The organism is Paenibacillus cineris, assembly GCF_018333335.1.
In the GTDB taxonomy this organism is placed as follows: Bacteria; Bacillota; Bacilli; order Paenibacillales; family Paenibacillaceae; genus Paenibacillus_AQ; species Paenibacillus_AQ favisporus.
The window spans coordinates 150,113-169,191 of record NZ_BORU01000004.1 but is presented as its reverse complement, the minus strand read 5'-3'; the positions used below and the strand labels follow the sequence as shown (position 1 = coordinate 169,191).

Sequence of the window (19,079 nt, the reverse complement as noted above, 5' to 3'; positions counted from 1 at the left end):
CCCCTTTTCAGCAGTAATCTCGCTTTCAGCTACAGGAAAGTATATGAACCGCCGCATGCCGATATGAGGCTGATTCCCGGCTTCATTGGATTCGCTTGGGGCCGGACTTGCATCACGGCCGCTTTGGAGTATCATGGAAAGTGGATCGTAAAATCACAGCCCGGTCGGTAGTCCGCGGCGCATGTAGGGAGGCAGAGGGCGATTCGCCAGCACAGCCTCCCGGATCACATGTCAGTAGCCTTCCCCCCTCGGGATGTCCCTCGGTCCGATTTATACAGAGGGGGAATACTGGTGAAACTCACGGTATTTTTTGAAGATCCTTATTGGGTCGGTGTCGTCGAAGTGCAGGAAGCAGACGGGCTCAAGGCGGGTTGTCACGTCTTTGGTTCCGAGCCGTCTTTGCAGGAAGTGTGGGAGTACGTTATGAACGATCTTCCCGCGCTGGTGGAGCGTTTATCCTGCAGCGTCCCGGCCGCGCGGCTGCCTGTGAAGTCGGTCAACCCGAAGCGGCTTGCCCGGCAGGCGGCGAAGGAGTCCCGCTCCCGAGGCGTCAGCACCCAGAGCCAGGAGGCGCTTCGCCTGGAGCTGGAGAAGTCAAAGAAGCAGCGCACTTGCCGAAACAGGGAACAGCGGGAAGCCCTGGCCGCTTACAAGCGGGAGATCGCCGTAAGGAAGGCCAAGGCCAAGCATCGGGGTAAATAGCAGCAGAATGCCAATTCTATATGAAGGATAGAAAGGGGTAATCACATGTCCGTATACCAATTCACAGCAGCCAAGACCTCTGGTCAAGAGGTGTCTCTTCAGGATTATGAAGGTAAAGTGCTGGTCATCGCCAATACGGCAAGCCAATGCGGATTAACGCCACAGTATGGCGACCTGCAGAAGCTGTATGACCAGTTCAAGGCGCAGGGGCTCGAAATCCTTGGATTTCCCTGCAACCAGTTCGGAGGACAGGAGCCGGGTACCAGTGAAGAAGCCGCATCGTTCTGTCAGCTGAATTATGGGGTTCAATTCCCGGTATTCGCCAAAGTGGAAGTGAACGGGGAAGGGGCTCATCCGCTCTTTCAATATTTGAAACAGCAGCAGCCGGGTCCGGCCGAAGACGGCGAGATTCAATGGAACTTTACGAAGTTCCTGGTGAACCGGCAGGGAGAAGTAGTTGCCCGTTTTGAACCGAAGGAGTCGCCGGAAGCCATGACGGAAGCGATTCGCGGTTTGCTGTAAACTGCCGGGATGCTTCCTGAAAACTTCCTGAAAGTGATACGAACCAATATCATGAACAAAAGGTCTGTCCCGAAAACGGGACAGACCTTTTTGATAATATCAGTAAGTATGAACTCCATAGCCATTGCTTCCTGATATTGCAAGAAAAACTTCCTTTAAACGCGGTCTGTCTACTTTGAAGGTACGTCGATAGACGTTTTTCTTATAATATCAGTAAGTATGAACTCCATAGCCATTGCTTCCTGATATTGCAAGAAAAACTTCCTTTAAACGCGGTCTGTCTACTTTGAAGGTACGTCGATAGACGTTTTTTTTATAATATCAGTAAGTATGAACTCCATAGCCATTGCTTCCTGATATTGCAAGAAAAACTCCCTTTAAACGCGGTCTGTCTACTTTGAAGGTACGTCGATAGACGTTTTTCTTATAATATCAGAAAGTATAAACTCCATAGCCATTGCTTCCTGATATTGCAGGAAAAACTTCCTTTAAACGCGGTCTGTCTACTTTGAAGGTACGTCGATAGACGTTTTTCTTATAATATCAGTAAGTATGAACTCCATAGCCATTGCTTCCTGATATTGCAGGAAAAACTTCCTTTAAACGCGGTCTGTCTACTTTGAAGGTGCGTCGATAGACGTTTTTCTTACAAAAACGGATGTTACTGCGGAACGCTGCCGTTTAATCCTTTCAAGGCTTCCTCCACCGGGGTATCGCCTTCAAGCAGGTCGAACGACTGGTTATGGGTCTGCCGGATTTGCAGCGCCGCGAGAACAGCTGCGGCCACATCATCTCTGGATACCCGGCCGTGACGCTGCAGTTCCGGAGCGGCATGCACCTTGCCTTTGCCCGGCTCGTTTGTCAGCCCGCCCGGACGGATAATCGTATAGCTCAGCCCGCTTTCCTCCAGGATGGTCTCGGCCTTGCGTTTGGCCATCAGGAAGGGCTTCAGGAAGGAAGGCATGGCGTCCGGATCCTTGGTGCCCATAGAGCTGATCAGCACAAACCGTGGAATTTGCTCCAGCACGCTCTGCTCAATGAGCCGAACGGTTCCGACATGATCCACATGCTCCGGATCTCCCGAGGTGCCGGCCCCTGCGGCGCAGACGACGATGTCCGCTCCCTTCATACCGTCGGAGAAAGCTCCCGACAAGTCTCCAAGATAACCCTTAGCTCCTGTGGATTCCAGATCCCGGAGGTGGTCTTCTTTACGGACCAGCCCTCTCACGTCATAACCTGCCTCAACCAGCTTCGATACGATTCTGCGCCCGGTCTGGCCGTTTGCGCCTGCCACAAAAACGGTTGTCATCATTGATCACCTCTACGTATGCATTACCCCGATGTCCAGGGCGGGAACACAGGTTTTGATCGAATTCCAAAAATAAACAAATTCGCCAGGTCGGCGTCCGGGGGAACGAAACATCGACCTGGCGAATTCGGTTGGGAGTGGTCCATGATATATGGCATAGCAGGCAGGGCGAACACGGTTCGTCCACTCTATGCTCCTGTTCTTTTTATACCCGGCGGGTGTGGGGTTGAAACAGATGCCTTATTTTTTCTTTTGCGGATTTTGCCGGCTCGCTTTAAGATAGAAATACAAGCATATACAGACTTCATATAGAGGGAGATGGAGCGGGAGATGATCGAGCAAGAGAACGGCGTTTTTCCTGCGGTGTGCCCGCTGGACTGCCCGGATACCTGCGGCCTGCTGCTGCACAAGGAGAACGGTAGAATCGTCAAAGTGACCGGCAACCCCGATCACCCGATTACTCAGGGTGCGATCTGCAATAAGGTAAGAAATATGACGGAGCGGGTTTATCATCCGGACCGGGTGTTGTACCCGATGAAGCGAACGGGGCCCAAAGGGGAAGGCCAGTTTGAACGGATCACCTGGGACGAAGCGGTGACGGAAATTACCCAGCGCTTTCGGGATATTATTGCGGAGCATGGCTCCGAAGCGATACTGCCCTACAGCTTCTACGGTAATATGGGCATTCTCAGCGTCGACGGCATGGACCGACGTTTCCTCAATGCGCTGGGTACAAGCCGTTTGGACCAAACGATATGCAACTCCGCCGGCGGCGCCGGCTGGAGATATACGATGGGCTTCGGCGGCGGAACGACGCCGGAAGATACCGAATACGCCGACCTGATACTGGTCTGGGGCGGCAACATCATCAGCACGAATATGCACCAAGTCGTCATTGCGGAGAGAGCCCGCAAGCGCGGAGCCAAAGTGGTCGTGATCGACGTGCACCGCAACCGCACCGGCCAGTGGGCCGACTGGTTTATTCCGCTGTATCCCGGAACGGATACGGCGCTCGCACTGGGCATGATGCACATCCTGTTCCGCGACGGGCTGACGGACAATGACTTTATGGCCAAGTACACTGTCGGCCATGAGGAGCTGCGGGAGCATGTGAAGGCGTACACCCCGGCCCTTGTATCCCAAATTACGGGCATTCCGGAGGAGGATATCGAGAAGCTGGCCCGTATGTACGGCGAGGCGGAAGCCGCCTACATCCACATCGGCAACGGGTTGCAGCATCATGACAATGGCGGCATGAACATCCGCAGCATCGCCTGCCTGCCGGCCTTGACCGGCCACTGGCTGAAGCAGGGCGGAGGTGCCGCCAAGTCCAACGGCGGCTATAACGCGATGAACAGCGAAGCGCTGGAGCGCCCGGATCTGCGGCCGAACCCGGAGGCGCGCAGCATCAACATGAACCGGATCGGGGAAGCGCTGGCCATGACGGAGCAGCCAATCAAGGCGCTGCTTGTCTACTGCAGCAACCCGCTGGTTGTCGCGCCGGATACGGCACGGGTTCAGGCCGGATTTGCCCGGGAGGACCTGTTTACGGTCGTGCATGACCTGTTTATGACCGATACGGCGAAATACGCCGATATCCTTCTGCCGGCGACCTCTTCCTTTGAGAGCACAGATTTGTTCGGCTCTTACTGGCATCAATATGTTCAGATCCAGGAGCCCGTCATTCCTGCGCAGGGCGAGAGCAAGAGCAACGTGGAGCTGTTCTCTCTGCTGGGCCGGGCGATGGGCTTTGATGAAGAAGCCTTCTCCCAGACGGAGGAGCAGATGATCGAAGCGGCGCTGGATTATCCGGACAATCCCTATCTGAACGGAGTAACCCTGGAGTCGCTGAAGGAGCAGCGCTTCGTCAAGCTCGACATGACGCCGAAGCTGCACTATTTGGACCGGCTGCCGACCCCTTCCGGCAAAATCGAGCTGTATTCCGAAGCGATGAAGCTGGCGGGACTGCCGCCGCTGCCGGAGTATGTCCCGCTGAAGGAAGGCTACGACGGTGAGCGCCGTCCTGCAGCAGGAGAGAGCTTCCCGCTCATGTTCATTTCGCCGCCGAACCACAATTTCCTGAACTCCACCTTCGCCAATGTGGAAAAGCATCAGAAGCTGGAGAAGGAGCCGGTGCTGCAGATCCATCCGGAAGACGCCGCTGCACGCGGCATTACCGACGGGGATCCCGTCTGCGTATACAACGAGCGGGGACGGTATGAGCTGAAGGCTGTGGTCACGGATAAAATGCTTCCCGGCACTGTCGTAAGCCAGGGATTGTGGTGGGCAAAGGACGGCCGCAGGCAGCGGGCCAACGCTTTGACGCCCGACCGCCTGGCCGACATGGGCGGCGGAGCCACGTTCTTCTCAACCACTGTCGAAGTAAAGCGTCAGTGAAGGTCATTGCGGGATGACACAATATGATAGATACTGTCATGTGGGACGGCAGACATAACGATAAATTGCTACAGGTGTCAGCCGGTTTTACGCTTGGCGGACACCTGCCGGAGAGCCCCCAGGGGCTTTCTTTTTTTCGTTCGTGATCTGCCGGTTTCAGATGCCGGACATCTGCCCGGCCTCACCACATACCGCTGCACAGGAGATTCCTAACATGAAATTTCTGCAATCCTATCCAAGGGAAGTTCAAATATTTTTGGCGGCCAGCCTGATCAACTCGGCGGGCGGGTCGCTGATGTGGCCGCTCACCACCATGTACGTGTTTGAGGAGCTGGGCCACTCGATGGCCGATGCCGGCCTGGTCATCATGATCCAGGCGCTGGGCGGCATCATCGGCCAGCTGCTCGGCGGCGCGCTGTACCACCGGGTCGGGGTGAAGCGGCTCATCGTCGGGTCGCTTGGCCTGAATGCGCTTGGCCTGTTCGCCCTGCCCTTCATCAGCCCGTATTGGTATTTATACATGGCTCTGATGGGCTTTATCGGCTTCTGCAACGCCGTGTCCATGCCGGCGATCCAGGCGTTCATCGGCTACCGCTTCGCCGACCGGCGGGGCGAGCTGTTTAACGTCGTGTACGTCGCCAACAACATCGGCGTCGCCCTGGGGACGGCGCTGAGCGGATTCCTTGCCGATCTGTCCTACGACCTGACCTTTATTCTGAACGGGGTCACATCGGCGGTTTTCGCCATGTTTTTCCTGAATTATCTCAGCAGGCTCGATAAGGAGCAGGGGCCGGTTCATCTGCAGAAAAAGGACAAGCCCGAACGCGCCGAAGGTACCTGGTCCCTGCTCTGCAATACGAGGGTTTACCTGTTCATCGGCATCGGTTCCCTGTTCCTCTGGCTGGGGAACTCGATCTGGAACACAGGCGTGTCCCCGTTCATTATCTCCGAGGGCATGCCGAAGCGGGCCTATGGCTTCCTGTGGACGATGAACGGCATTCTCATTTTTGTCGCCCAGCCGCTGACAAGCCTGATCAAGCGCTGGTTCGCACGGACCTCGTCGGCCCAAATTACGGCCAGCGGCCTCTTTTACCTGGGGGCCTATCTTGTCATTGCTGGTCTGCACAGTTATCCGGGAATGGTCATGGCTATGATCCTGGCGACGCTCGGAGAGATGCTGATCTCGCCGGCCATCCCGGCTTTTATTTCCGATCACGCCTATAAGGCGGCTCCGTTCTATATCGGTTTGACCGGGGGAATGGGGGCCGTCGGAAGAATGGCAGGGCCCTATGTCATGGGAATACTGTATGATAACGGAGGAATTATGCCGGTGACCTGGCTGGCGATTGGGGTAGCGGTGCTGTCGGTTGTGTTCTTTGTGACGCACGCGGTCCGCAACCGGCAGGCGGAGATCGATCTGGCCGAATCCTTCGGAAGCTGACGATGACTCAAATACCCCTGAACCTGGTCCTAGTTTACTATCAATCGAGGTGAAGCTGTTATGCCATCCGAACATCGTGTTTTGACCATCCGCCTCTCGGAAATGAGGGACGCCCAGGCGCTGATGGATATCGACGCCCTCGTGTGGAACGAGTGGACCGCTCCGGAACCGGTCCGCTGGTCTTCCCGGGAGGACTATCTGCGTCACTGCCCGCCGGGTTCCCAGCTGGTGGCCGTGGTGGACAACGTGCTGTGCGGGTACATCGGATTTCGTCCGGCTACGGGCCTCTCCAGCAACAGCCATGTTTGTGAAATTAACATTGCGGTTCATCCCGATTATCAGCAGGAGGGGATCGGGTCGAGGCTGATCGAGGCGGGAAAGAAATGGGCGCAGGAGCAAGGAAAACGAAAGCTGAGACTGCGGGTCCTGTCTTCCAACCCCGGAGCCATCGCATTTTACCGCAAATGTGGTTTCGTACAGGAGGGCTGCCTGGAACGGGAATTTTGTATCGGCGGCCGCGATGTCGATGATATATTGATGAGCTGCTTTCTGGCGCGTCCTTAATGGGGCTATGGGGCTATCCGTCCTGTAAAATACCATGATATGACATTTTTTGTGTATAATTAGTCAGTCAGCCCGATATAAAACGGTACAAAAGGGACTTTCACAAGGTGAAGGTTCCTTTTTATACTATAATTAACGCTTTGTCATCAGCAGCATTCAAGAATCCGAATGGTTTCATCCCCGAATGATCAGTTTATAAGGGTATAGCAGAATTTATAGAAGAGGGGTCATAAGAGAATGGATCTTCATCTTGAGGGTAAAAAGGCGCTTGTCATTGCATCCAGTCAGGGACTGGGCAAAGCGATCGCCGCTGAACTGGTGCGAGAAGGAGCCGATGTGATGCTGGTCAGCCGCAGCGACGGCAAGCTGGAGGCGGTACAGCAGGAGCTGCAGAAGCTCGGCAGCGGCGTGGTGGAATATTACGCGGCGGACATTACGATTCCGCATGAAGTGGAAGCGATGGTGCGTTATACGGCCGAAAAGTTCGGCCGCATCGATATATTGGTCAATAACGGAGGCGGTCCGTCTCCGGGAACGTTTGAAACGCTGACGGATGAAGACTGGGATAAAGCCTTTCAGCTGAACCTGCTCAGTTATGTCCGAATGATCCGTGAGGTGCTTCCGCATATGAAGGGACTGGGCGGGCATATCGTCAATTTGACGTCGACGTCAATCAAGCAGCCGATTCCCGGGCTCATTCTGTCGAATACGTTCCGCAACGGCGTAGCCGGCATGAGCAAGTCTTTGTCTCAGGAGCTGGCTCAGTACGGAATCCTGGTGAACACGGTGGCACCGGGGCGGATCGAGACCGACCGGATCATCCAGCTGAACGAATCGAATGCGAAAGCGAAGGGTGTCAGCGCGGAAGAGGTCGCAGAGCAGTCCCAGAGCGAAATTCCGCTCGGACGGTATGGAACGCCGGAGGAATTCGCCAAAGGCGTTGTATTCCTGTTATCGGGTGCCAACACCTATATTACCGGCACAACCCTTGTCATTGACGGCGGGCTGGTACAGGCTCTCTAAGGGCCATCCCAGCTCGTGTAATTCTTTTGTACCGGCGCACCCCCAAATGCTATGATGGAAGCAAGATGATCAATTTGGAGGGAAGCCGCAATGAATCAGGTGGATACCGCTTACCGGATCGTATCGGTGAACGTCGGCAAGCCGATCACGGTGGAGTATATGGGCAAACCGCTCACAACCGGCATACATAAACGCCCGATTGAAGGAGAAGTGTTCGTTGGACGCACGCAGATGGAAGGGGACGGCCAAGGTGACTTGAAAAATCACGGCGGGCCTGACAAGGCCGTGTGCGTCTATCCTGTAGAGCATTACGCCTATTGGAAGCGGGAGCTGGGCATTCCGATGGAGTGCCCGGCCTTTGGCGAGAATTTGACCGTATCCGGGCTGCTGGAAGAAGAAGTGTGCATCGGCGATACGTTTGAAATCGGCGGGACAGTCATGCAGGTCGCCCAGCCGAGATTTCCCTGTTTCAAAATCGCCAGCAAGCATGGGGTGACCGACTTCCCGGCACGGGTGCTGGATACCGGATACAGCGGTTTTTATCTCCGCGTGCTCCAGGAAGGGGTGCTGGACCGCCAATCGTCCATCGTCAAGCGTGAATCCAGCCCGGGCGGCGTGACAGTGGCCGCGGTTCTGCGCCAGCTGGCGCTGGGACGCAAGCGGGCGGACCGGGAAGAGATTGCCCGGATGCTCGAAGTCGAAGCCCTTGCTTCGACCGTGAAGGAGCAGTTCAGCAACTGGCTGGCCTAAACCGGCCAGGCTGCGGCCAGTCCGCCGGCCGCCCAGTTATCCAGCGGCTGCCGAACGTCTGTGTATCGCTGAATGACCGCTTCATCGTATGGCAAAAATGCCGCCGTTCCCTGTCCGTTGGACAGGAGCGGCGGCATTTTGTCTGCCTTGGAGGAAGGGTTTTCAAAACGGGCTACCGAAGCAGCTTCCATTCATTTTGTATCATCCCATAGACCGCGTGATTCACGTAACCTTGGGGTAGCTTCTCCGCTTCACGGACGATTCCCTCGAGAACGAATCCCAGTCGTTCGGGGATTGCGCGGCTGCGGTGGTTGCCCGTTGCGCAGCGGATTTCGACCCGGTTGAGATCCATGTCCATCAGGGCATAATCGACAAAGGTCCGGCAGGCGCTGGTCATGATGCCCTTGCCTTCAAATTCCTTCCCCAGCCAGTAGCCGATGCTGACGGAGCGGTTGTTCCAGTCGATCTGATGGTAGCTGATCAGACCGGCGATTTCATCGTCCACCCAAATGCCGGCGGAAATGCCGCCGTTCTCGGCGCCCTGCTTAATGGCATTTTTCACAAAATTGGCCGTATGCTCCACTTCCCGGATCGCATCCACCCAGGGGAGCCATTCCCGCAGCCGGTCACGTGACCGGTCGGTCAAGTGAAACAGCGGGCGTGCATGCTGCAGCGCCAGGGGCCGGAGCTCAATTTGGTCGTCAAGTGCGTATGTAAACATGAATGAATCCCTCTTTCTTTTCCCAAGATCGGCGAAATTGGCGGCCAGCTTATATATGTAACCAACCATGCGTTTTCACTTCTCCCCTCGTACTTAACGGGACGCTTTAACCTTTTGTTCCAATGCGTATATATCGTCTTCCAGGGATATCATTCTCTGGCTGACCACATGGCGGCAGTCGCTCAGCGCCTGGTTGTACACATGCGGAGCGATGCGTGTCATAAAGAAGTCCAGCACGCCGTCCGCTGCCAGCTCACCGATGGCTTCGCCGCGTTCATGCTCAAAAAACTGCTGGATCTGCAGAATCGCCTGGTCCCGCTGTTCCTTCGCCAGCTTCATCGATTTCATATGCATTTAGGCCCCCTTCGGCTTTTATTTCCATGCTACCTTATTCCTCAAATGGCGTCAAAATGGTATTAGCCCCAATTTTCATGTTTGCCCCTGGATTGGGGAAGGATGTATAAGGCTTCGCGTTCACGTAAAAGGGGAGAGGAGCGCGAATGATTGAACTCTCCCGGCATTACAGGTATATTTATATGAAACAAGCTTTATACAGAGAATAAGATGGACGAGGTCTATCTATAAAGAAGACTTTATGGATGAAAGGTTGATAACTGTGGAGAAACCAAGCACTCCCTCCAATTTTATTAAAAATGTCATAACGGAAGACCTGAAGTCGGGCAAGGTTCAGAAAGTGGTCACCCGCTTTCCTCCGGAACCGAACGGCTATTTGCATATTGGGCATGCCAAGGCGATCTGGATCAATTTCGCGCTGGCCGGCGAATTCGAAGGCGCAACGAACCTGCGCTTTGACGATACGAACCCGCTGAAGGAAGATGTGGAGTTCGTCAGATCCATTGAGGAAGACGTGAAATGGCTTGGATACGAATGGGCGGAGAAGCGTTATGCCTCGGACTATTTCGATGAGATGTACAACCGTGCGGTGCTCTTGATCAAAAAAGGCAAAGCGTATGTCGACGATCAGACAGCCGATCAAATCCGCGAGACGCGCGGCACGCTGACCGAGCCGGGCCAAAACAGCCCTTACCGTGACCGCAGCGTCGAGGAGAACCTTGAGCTGTTTGAGAAAATGCGCAGCGGTGAATTCAAGGATGGGGAGAAGGTGCTTCGCGCCAAGATCGACATGGCCTCGCCGAACATCAACCTGCGGGATCCGGTCATTTACCGGATCGCCCATGCCACGCACCACAACACGGGGGACAAGTGGTGCATTTACCCGATGTATGCGTTCGCCCATCCGCTGGAGGACGCCATCGAAGGCGTAACGCACTCCCTCTGCTCGCTGGAGTTCGAGGATCAGCGCCCGTTCTATGATTGGGTCATCCAGGAATGCGAAATGGAGAGCACACCGCATCAATACGAATTCGGCCGCCTGAATCTGGCACAGACGCTGACCAGCAAGCGGAAGCTGAAGCTGCTCGTAGACGAGAAGATCGTCGACGGCTGGGACGATCCGCGCATGCCGACGATTTCCGGACTCCGCCGCCGCGGCTACACGCCGGAAGCGATCCGGAATTTCGTGTACGAGACCGGCATCTCGAAGAGCCAGGGTTTGGTGGATTTGCAAATGCTGGAGCATTTTATCCGCGAGGACCTTAAGCTGAAGGCTCCGCGGACGATGGCGGTGCTGCGGCCGTTGAAAGTGGTCATCACCAACTATCCAGAAGGCCAGGTGGAATGGCTCGAAGCGGAGAACAATACCGAGAACCCGGACATGGGCACGCGGCAAATCCCGTTCTCGCGCGAAATTTACATCGAGCAGGACGACTTCATGGAGGACCCGCCGAACAAATATTTCCGTTTGTTCCCGGGCAACGAGGTCCGGCTGAAGAATGCCTATTTCATTAAATGCCATGACTTCGTGAAGGATGAGAACGGCCAGGTGACGGAAATTCACTGCACCTATGATCCGGAAACGAAGAGCGGCACCGGCTTTACCGGCCGCAAGGTCAAGGGAACCATCCACTGGGTCGAAGCTTCCCATGCCGTACCGGCGGAGTTCCGTCTGTATGAGCCGCTGATCAAGGCGGAAGAGACGGATGTCACGGCCGAGGAGAACGAAGCCGAAACAGCAGAGAAAAGCTTCCTGGACGAAATCAATCCGAACTCCCTCGAAGTGCTGCACGGCTTTGTGGAAGCGGACATGAAGAATGCCAAGCCGCAGGACAAGTTCCAGTTTTTCCGGCACGGATATTTTAACGTGGATTCGAAGTATTCTGCGCCCGGACAACCGGTATTTAACCTGGTCGTCTCCCTGAAGAGCTCCTTCCAAATGCCGAAATAAGGCGGGATCGGCTCGGCACAAGAACCTATGAGAAGGCCTGCAACGTTCGAATGACATATAGAAAAGCCAGCCGCAGATGCAATCACCCAGCGGCTGGCTTTTTGTTTATGTTTGGCTTGCTCTGTCTCGCTTATGTCAAGCTTTGGCCCGGCCAATCGGGTCCAGCTTCTTTAGAACGGTGAATCGTCATCATCTGCAGGCCCGGTCACAGTTCCGGCAGCCCCCGCCTGGGTATGATGCTGAACGCGAATCCAGTACCACATAATGCCGAAGCCGGCCGCGCCGATCAGCGCCAGCATCACGCAAATTTTGTACATGGCCGCGCCGCCGAAGTTCTGGAACAGCCAGCCGCCGGCCAGGCTGCCGAGCATGCCGGAGATGCCGCTCCAAGTGAGCGTGTAGAGCGCCTGAGCGGGTCCGCGGAATGGGGCCGGCGTCAGCAGTCGCACCACCTGGGTTCCGACAAAGAAGAAGCCGCCGAAGGTGATGCTGTGAAGGATCTGGATGACGGCGATTTCGACCGGGCTTGTGGCGTTCGCCATCAGCTGCCAGCGAAGGACAAACAGAAGGCTTACAAGGGAAAGGCAGCCTACGAGCGTGGACAATTTACGCCTTAGATAACGATTGAACAGAATCAGCACGCCGATCTCCAGAATGGACGACAGGAAGACGGCCAGTCCCACTACCGTTTTTGATCCTCCCAGTTCCGTGATATAGAGCGACATGAACGTATTATTCATAAAGGTGGGGACGGAGACAGCCATGCCCAGAACGATAAAAGCGATAAAATAACGGTTCACCGCAAACCTGCCAAAGCCCCGGAGACGCATCGGCGGCGTTTCGGAGGTCCGCTTGAGCGGAGGCAGGAGCAGGACGGATACGATCGCCAGGACAAGGATTCCCGTAAACACGAAGGAAAGGCGGGAGATTCCGATCCGGTCGAGGAAGAGGCCGGCCGCCACAGCGGTCACCGCCCAGCCTATAGAGCCCCACATCCGGAACGCGCCGAACCGGTGCGGCTGATCCGGAATATAGCCGAGAATCAGCGTGTTGCTCTGCGCAAACATCGGGCTTTGAAAGAAGAAAAAGAGCATCATGGCCACATAAATCATCGTAAACGTATCGGCATGAAATACAAATTGAGTCAGCAGCAGGGTGCCCGCCATCATGAGCAGCAGGCTGCGCTTGGTGTCCCGCAGGCGTTCACTGGCAAACGTCCAGACCGGATTGGCCAGCAGGGAGATCAACGGCCCCAGTGCCATCAGGCTGCCGATTTCCAGTTTGTTCATTCCCGCATCCTGCAGGTATAATTGAAAATAGCTGGTGAAAATCACCATGGTGCCGTAAATTAAAAAGTTGAACGCCTTGAGCGACGTTAACGAAGACGGCTTGCTTCCGTTTTCCTGCACGCTAGCACATTCCTTTCCGGCCGTTTGCTAATATATAGGTTGAACTGAAGTTCCGCATTGTAATCTTCTGATGACCCGCTTCTGTGCGCAAAGTTAGAAATTCTTCCGTTCATTCCATATCGAAAGCGGCGTTTTAAAGACTGCCAATCCCACTTTATCATTAGTTGAAAAGGGATACAAACCAACTTTTGAGAATTATCCCATAATTTATTTGGAGCTACTTTAAATGTATGAAAAATACGACCTAGATTGCCTGTTAATGCTTGTAACGAGAGGGATGAGACGAACGATGTTCAAGGTCACAGGAATTTTGCTGGCCGGGGGTCAATCCAGCCGGATGGGGACCGATAAGGCACTGCTGAACGTGAACGGCGAAACGGTAATCGAGCGGATCGTCCGCTTGATGTCGCCTGCTGCTTCAAATATCATCATTTCGGCGAATGACGACGAAAAATATGCGTTCCTGGGCAAAGAAGTGGTGCATGACCGTTATCCGGGGCAGGGACCGCTGTCGGGATTGCATGCCGGACTGCATGCTGCCGCCACGCCTTGGAGCATCATCACGGCTTGTGATATGCCGTTTGTGACGGAAGAGGTTTTTCGTTTTCTGGCACGGAAGGCAGATGAAGCGGCCGCGGTTATGGATGATAAAAGCGGACTCCAGGCCATCGTCCCAGTATCGGGGGGGCGCATTCAGCCGCTGCTGGCTGCCTACCATCGCAGCGTCCTGCCGTCCTTGGAGACGTGCTTGTCTTCCGGCCGGCTGCGCCTGACCGGGTGGCTGGAGCAGCTGAAGGTGTGCTATGTCTCCGAGGAAGAGCTCATCCAGGAGCTGGGGCCCGGTGCGGACAAAGCCTTCTATAACATGAATGAACCTTTAGACTATAAGCGTGCCATGACAGGTCTTTTCTTGAGAGAGGATTTGTGTTAAGTTGTCTGTATATTCCGATTTTATGCATAGGTTAGTAGGTTAAGTTTCGTCGGCAAACCTAAACTATATAGAAAAAGGACGTGCCCTTTCCCGTTTAGGGAGAGAAGCACGTCCTTTTTATTTGAAGAAATTAATCTTCTACTTTCGGTTTCCGGAATTTCATCAGGAACTCATACACAACCGGCACGATGACCAGCGTCAGCAGCGTGGAGCTGACCAAACCGCCGATAACCGTGATGCCGAGACCTCTGGAGATGATACCGGCACTGTTCTCCAGTCCCGATACGAGCGGCAGCAGGGCACCGATGGTGGCGAGAGCCGTCATCAGAATCGGACGGAGACGGGTGGCTCCGGCTTCCAGCAGCGCTTCGCGCGTCGACAAGCCTTCGCGTTCCTTGTGAATCACCCGGTCGATCAGCACGATCGCGTTGGTCACGACGATACCGATCAGCATCAGGGCGCCCATCAGGGCCGATACGTTCAGCGTCTCTCCGCCGATCCAGAGGCCGACAAGTCCGCCAATGATCGTGAACGGCAGGGAGAACAGGATCGCAAACGGCGCCAGGCCGCCGCCGAAGGTAACGACGAGCACGAAGTAGACGATGGCGATCGCCGCAGCCATGGCCAGGCCGAGCTGGGTGAACGTATCGTTGATCTGCTCAGTGGTGCCGCCGAATTTAACTTCGACGCCGTCCGGCAAATCGATCTTGTCGATTTCCTTTTGCAGGTCCGAAGAAGCTTTGCCGACGTTGGAGGTGACGATGTTGGCCGTCACGTCCACGACCATTTTACCGTCGTTGCGGGTGATCGTATCCGGCGACGTGCCTTTTTCCACTTTGGCGACGTCTTTGATCGGAACGTTCATGCCCAGCGGCGACTGGACCGTTTCGTTCTCAATGTCGTTGATGCTCTTGTATTCCTTATTATCGGTTTCGATATAAACCTTGTAGTCTTTGTTGTCGACCGTCACTTCGGTCAGCACCGGACGTTCGCGGACCGGGCTCAGCTTCATGGCGATTTGACCGGCCGTCAAGCCCATCGAGCTTAGCTTTTGCTGATCCGCCACGATCGTGTATTGGTCATAAGCTTTGGTCAGGCTTGTTTTCGCTTTTTCAAAATGATCCGTGTCTGCCTGCACCAGCTTCAGGATTTGCTCGGAGACCGGCTTGATATCATCCAGGCTGTTGCCGTAGACGCTGACGCTGAGCGAGCTTCCGCCCATGCCGCCGGACATGTCCATCAAGCTCCATTCTCCAGTGGATACTTGCTTCTTCAGGCCTTCCACGAGGTTTTTCTTCACGTTCTCAAAGTCCTTCGTATCTTTGTTGTACTCTACATAGAACAGACCCGAATTGGACGAGGATCCTCCAGCCAGCGGATTGCCGCTGCCGCCGACGGAGTACTGCATCTTGTCGATGTTCGGCTGGCTCAAAATGTATTTCTCGGCTTCAAGGGCCCGCTTCTCCACGGTTTCCAGCTGAGCGCCAGGTTCAGGCGAGTAGGTCACCATGATATATTTGTCCTCCTGATCCGGCAGGAAGCTGGTGCCGATCAGCGGGGTCAGGAAGAAGCTTGCCACGAGCAGAATAACCGCTGAACCGAATGTGATCAGCTTGTGGGACAAGGCCCAGTTCAGAATCCGCTGGTAGCCGCGGGCCATCCGGCCCGGCTTGTCGTGATCATGCTGCTTGGAGGCCTTGATGCCCTTCTTGAACAGGCTGTGGGCCAGCATCGGCACGAGCGTGATCGCTACGAGCAGGGAAGCCAGCAGGGCGAAGACCATCGTAAGCGCAAACGGCATGAACAGCTCGCCGACCATGCCGGTGACGAACGCCAGCGGCAGGAAGACCGCGATCGTTACGATCGTCGAGGACATGATCGGAACGAACATTTCGCGCGTCGCTTCGCGGATCAGTTCGCGTCCGCGCAGCTTCTCGCCGCTGCTGGTCAAGCGGCGGTAAATGTTCTCGATGACGACGATGGAGTCGTCGACGACGCGGCCGATCGCTACGGTCATCGCGCCGAGCGTCATCATGTTGAGCGTAATATCGAGCCGCCATAGGATCAGCAGGGCGATCAGCAGCGACAGCGGAATCGACAGGATCGAGATGATCGTGGAGCGAATGTTCCGCAGGAAGATCAAGATGATGATAACGGCGAAGAGCGCGCCGAAGACCGCTTTATCCAGCATCGTCGACACGGAGTCTTCGATCGGTTTGCCCTGGTCGAGCAGCACCGTAAGCTCCATGCCTTTGAACTGGCCTTCAAGGTCTTTGGCTTTGTCCTTCACGGCATTGACCACGTCCACCGTGTTGGCGTCATTGTCCTTGACGATCTGCAGGCCGATCGAGGCCTTGCCGTTCGTGCGGGACACCGACTCTGCGCTGCCGACCACCTTGATGTCGGCGATATCGCTGAGCTTCACCGTCGGAATGCCGGTTGGAACGCCGGCCTGGCCGCCTTGAACGGAAGCTGCAGCATTACCAGCTGCTGCATTGCCTGCCCCAGCGCCGCCTGCACCAGCAGCAGCGCCCGCGCCACCGGCACCTTGACCGGCTGCCCCGGCAGTACCGCTCTGTCCTTGTGCGCTGCCCGCTCCCGGCGTAACCGGAATCGTCAGTTTTTTCAAATCATCGAGCGTCGTGATGTTGCCATCCACGACAACCGCTTTGGAGGACTGCTCCAGATTGAACAGACCGAGCGGAACCCGTACGGAGGAGCCTTGAACGATACCCTTGACGGTATCTTCAGTCAGGCCGAGCTGGGCCATTTTCTCCTTATTAAATGTCAGCTGGACTTCCTTTACGTATTGTCCGGAGACGGAGACGGAAGCGACGCCTGGAATTTTCTCCAGTTCAGGCACGACTTCGCCCTCAATGTTTTTGGTCAGACCCTCAAGATCGCTTGAGCTGTCGGACGCGCTGAGGGATACGACCGGAAACGAGCTCAGGCTGAACTTGGAGATCGTCGGCTTCTGGGCGCCGTCAGGCAGCGTCACTTCGTTGAGCGCTTCCCGGACGGCCGCGGTGGCCTGATCGAGGTCCGTGCCGTAATCGAATTCCATGGCGATGTTGGCTGCGTTCTCCATAGACGTAGAGGAGACGTTCTTGACCCCGTCCACGTTCTGCAGCCGCTGCTCCAGCGGGATCGTAATATCCTGCACGACGCCTTCCGGCGCTGCGCCCGGGTAAACGGCGGTCACGCTAAGAAACGGGATGTTGATGTTCGGAATCGTCTCCTGCTTCATCACCAGCCCGCTGTACAAGCCGGCGGCGGCGACGATGACCGTCAGGATCCAGATGGCGAATTTATTGTTCAATGAAAAATTAATAATGCTCTTCATTTCGCAGGTTTCTGCTCCTCTCCTTTGTATCTCTTGCTCACGCTTCAGGTACGATCGGTTCTTGAAAACACGTACAGCCTGCAGATTTCCTTCAATTCGCGGCTTAAGGAAACAAGCTCGGGCACGCTCTCCAGGTTGGCGATCATGCCGGCCAGGATCGCTTTGCGCGGTTCGATGTCCCGAAACTCCTTGTCGATGATATCGATCGACTCCTGAGCCAGGTCACGCTCTGGTCCTTCCGGCAGCTTGTCCTTTAAGAGATCCCGCATCTGCTTGGTAATAATAAGCGGATGCCGCAGGCTCCCCCCGGACCGGTCCTTCAGCTTCTCCGTCCACTCGGTCCATATCCCGGGGGAAATAAGCGGATCCCGCTGCGACCGGACCATGCCGCCGGCGACTTCGTCCAGCAAAAACACGATATGATCGGCAACCCGCCGGATGTTCAGCGGCAAACCCGGAATAAACAGCGTCCGGATATATCCGTCGAGAAGGCCCACCACAAACATGGTAAGGTCCAGCGTGTAGGGATAGACGTCATCCCCGTAAATTTGCTCGAGCTTGTTTTTGAACCACTGGATGCCGATGATTTGCTTTTCGCGCAAATGTTTCTGGGACGGTGGCTTTTTTCCCGACGCATGGTGATCCTGAATCTGCACCACCAGAAACTCCCGGAGCTCCACGAGCAGATTCAGCACGACTTCCAGCTGTTTCCGCAGCTGTTCTTTGGGAGTCAGAAGGTGTTCCTGTTCCACCTGCAAAACGCTGTCCCGGATCAGGCCCTCACAGTACAGGTAGATGCTGCTCTCCAGATCCTCCTTGGATTTGAAGTGCAGATACAAGCTGCCTTTGGACATGCCGCAGTATTCCGCGATTTCCTGCATGGAGGTGGCCGAAATTCCCTTTGTGGAAAACAGCTGCAGGGCGGTTTTCAGAATCTGTTTTTTCTTGTCCGCCAGTTTCTCAGACAAATGCACCTTCACTCCTTTCTGACACTTCGGTTCTCAAATTGACCGCCTAGTCAGAACGATTATATTACAGAGCGAAGGTCGTTTTCAAACAACCCGGCGCCATTTACAAAAAAAGGCACCTTCCTGGTTGTAATACGCAGGAAGGTGCCGGTTGGGCTCCACATTTATAGGGAATGAATATGGCGAAATTGTGACGGTTTTGATAGGCGGTTCTATTAACCCATACAACCCGGGAACATGCCGGTCGAAATGGCTAAACGGTTCCAGCAGTTAATGGCGTTGATCGCCATCAGCAGGTCGACGATTTCCTTCTCGTCAAAATGTTCTTTGACCCTGCCGAACACCTCATCCGGGACGCCTGCCTCGGAAATTTTCGTCACGTATTCCGCAAGCTCCAGCGCAGCGCGCTGCTGCTCGGTGAATACGGGAGCTTCCCGCCATACGCAGACCAGCGTCAGCTGCTCCAGGTAATCTCCCAGCTTGAGCAGGTCCTTGCTGTGCATATCCAGACAAAACGCGCATCCGTTGATTTGCGACACCCGGATTTTAATCAGCTCGGAGAGCACCTTGTCGATCGAAGTGCTCTGGGCAAACTGCTCAAAAGCAAGCATCGCTTTAACAGCCGGCATATTGGCGTCCCTGTAATTCAATCTGATTTCCATCGATAACAGCCTCCTTTAGGTTCGTTCACAAA

General features: G+C 55.2%; 17 protein-coding genes. 9 read left to right on the top strand and 8 right to left on the bottom strand.

Going from position 1 to position 19,079, the window contains the following annotated elements:
• Positions 1-291: 291 nt before the first annotated feature.
• On the top strand, positions 292-702 hold the full coding sequence (locus KI379_RS27545; RefSeq protein ID WP_076171836.1) for a YjdF family protein: 411 nt from the start codon (positions 292-294) through the stop codon (positions 700-702).
• A gap of 45 nt (positions 703-747) precedes the next feature.
• Complete coding sequence (locus KI379_RS27540; RefSeq protein ID WP_076171834.1) at positions 748-1,224, top strand: glutathione peroxidase; 477 nt, start codon at positions 748-750, stop codon at positions 1,222-1,224.
• 661 nt (positions 1,225-1,885) lie between these two features.
• On the opposite strand, the gene KI379_RS27535 is transcribed toward KI379_RS27540, so the two are convergent.
• Positions 1,886-2,536: an SDR family oxidoreductase gene (locus KI379_RS27535; protein ID WP_244169412.1), complete on the bottom strand. Its 651-nt coding sequence runs from the start codon at positions 2,534-2,536 to the stop codon at positions 1,886-1,888.
• A gap of 327 nt (positions 2,537-2,863) precedes the next feature.
• Here KI379_RS27535 and KI379_RS27530 point away from each other — a divergent pair, with 327 nt between their 5' ends.
• The 5 genes from KI379_RS27530 to KI379_RS27510 all read left to right on the top strand — a co-directional run bounded on the left by KI379_RS27530 (position 2,864) and on the right by KI379_RS27510 (position 8,708).
• Complete coding sequence (locus tag KI379_RS27530) at positions 2,864-4,930, top strand: molybdopterin-containing oxidoreductase family protein (protein WP_212985589.1); 2,067 nt, start codon at positions 2,864-2,866, stop codon at positions 4,928-4,930.
• Positions 4,931-5,144: 214 nt separating this feature from the next.
• On the top strand, positions 5,145-6,371 hold the full coding sequence (locus KI379_RS27525) for an MFS transporter (protein WP_076174771.1): 1,227 nt from the start codon (positions 5,145-5,147) through the stop codon (positions 6,369-6,371).
• Positions 6,372-6,431: 60 nt separating this feature from the next.
• Positions 6,432-6,935, top strand: coding sequence for a GNAT family N-acetyltransferase (locus KI379_RS27520; protein WP_076174768.1), 504 nt, complete (start codon positions 6,432-6,434; stop codon positions 6,933-6,935).
• Positions 6,936-7,172: 237 nt separating this feature from the next.
• Entirely contained in the window at positions 7,173-7,958 is a 786-nt protein-coding gene (locus tag KI379_RS27515; protein WP_076174766.1) for an SDR family oxidoreductase, read from the top strand.
• 90 nt (positions 7,959-8,048) lie between these two features.
• A complete protein-coding gene (locus tag KI379_RS27510) occupies positions 8,049-8,708 on the top strand; it encodes an MOSC domain-containing protein (RefSeq protein ID WP_076174763.1) in 660 nt (219 codons plus the stop codon).
• On the opposite strand, the gene KI379_RS27505 is transcribed toward KI379_RS27510, so the two are convergent.
• The 3 genes from KI379_RS27505 to KI379_RS27495 form a co-directional block, all read right to left on the bottom strand.
• A complete protein-coding gene (locus tag KI379_RS27505) occupies positions 8,705-8,899 on the bottom strand; it encodes a hypothetical protein (RefSeq protein WP_076174760.1) in 195 nt (64 codons plus the stop codon). The two genes, KI379_RS27510 and KI379_RS27505, sit on opposite strands and share 4 nt — an antisense overlap.
• Positions 8,881-9,429: a GNAT family N-acetyltransferase gene (locus tag KI379_RS27500; protein WP_076174812.1), complete on the bottom strand. Its 549-nt coding sequence runs from the start codon at positions 9,427-9,429 to the stop codon at positions 8,881-8,883. Before KI379_RS27500 ends, KI379_RS27505 begins: the two co-directional genes overlap by 19 nt.
• A 93-nt stretch (positions 9,430-9,522) precedes the next feature.
• A complete protein-coding gene (locus tag KI379_RS27495) occupies positions 9,523-9,777 on the bottom strand; it encodes a DUF2164 domain-containing protein (protein WP_076174757.1) in 255 nt (84 codons plus the stop codon).
• A 268-nt stretch (positions 9,778-10,045) separates the two neighbouring features.
• On the opposite strand from KI379_RS27495, the gene KI379_RS27490 reads away from it, so the two are divergent.
• Entirely contained in the window at positions 10,046-11,734 is a 1,689-nt protein-coding gene (locus KI379_RS27490) for a glutamine--tRNA ligase/YqeY domain fusion protein (protein ID WP_076174809.1), read from the top strand.
• A 170-nt stretch (positions 11,735-11,904) separates the two neighbouring features.
• Here KI379_RS27490 and KI379_RS27485 read toward each other — a convergent pair whose 3' ends face one another.
• The gene (locus KI379_RS27485; RefSeq protein ID WP_076174755.1) at positions 11,905-13,143 is read right to left on the bottom strand and encodes an MFS transporter; all 1,239 of its coding nucleotides are present in this window, start codon (positions 13,141-13,143) and stop codon (positions 11,905-11,907) included.
• Between the two features lie 289 nt (positions 13,144-13,432).
• On the opposite strand from KI379_RS27485, the gene mobA reads away from it, so the two are divergent.
• Positions 13,433-14,074, top strand: coding sequence for a molybdenum cofactor guanylyltransferase (gene mobA / locus KI379_RS27480; protein WP_212985588.1), 642 nt, complete (start codon positions 13,433-13,435; stop codon positions 14,072-14,074).
• A gap of 130 nt (positions 14,075-14,204) precedes the next feature.
• On the opposite strand, the gene KI379_RS27475 is transcribed toward mobA, so the two are convergent.
• The 3 genes from KI379_RS27475 to KI379_RS27465 form a co-directional block, all read right to left on the bottom strand.
• Complete coding sequence (locus tag KI379_RS27475; protein ID WP_212985587.1) at positions 14,205-17,417, bottom strand: efflux RND transporter permease subunit; 3,213 nt, start codon at positions 17,415-17,417, stop codon at positions 14,205-14,207.
• Between the two features lie 44 nt (positions 17,418-17,461).
• The gene (locus tag KI379_RS27470; RefSeq protein ID WP_212985586.1) at positions 17,462-18,385 is read right to left on the bottom strand and encodes a TetR/AcrR family transcriptional regulator; all 924 of its coding nucleotides are present in this window, start codon (positions 18,383-18,385) and stop codon (positions 17,462-17,464) included.
• Positions 18,386-18,600: 215 nt separating this feature from the next.
• The gene (locus KI379_RS27465) at positions 18,601-19,047 is read right to left on the bottom strand and encodes a carboxymuconolactone decarboxylase family protein (protein ID WP_212985585.1); all 447 of its coding nucleotides are present in this window, start codon (positions 19,045-19,047) and stop codon (positions 18,601-18,603) included.
• Positions 19,048-19,079 lie beyond the last annotated feature (32 nt).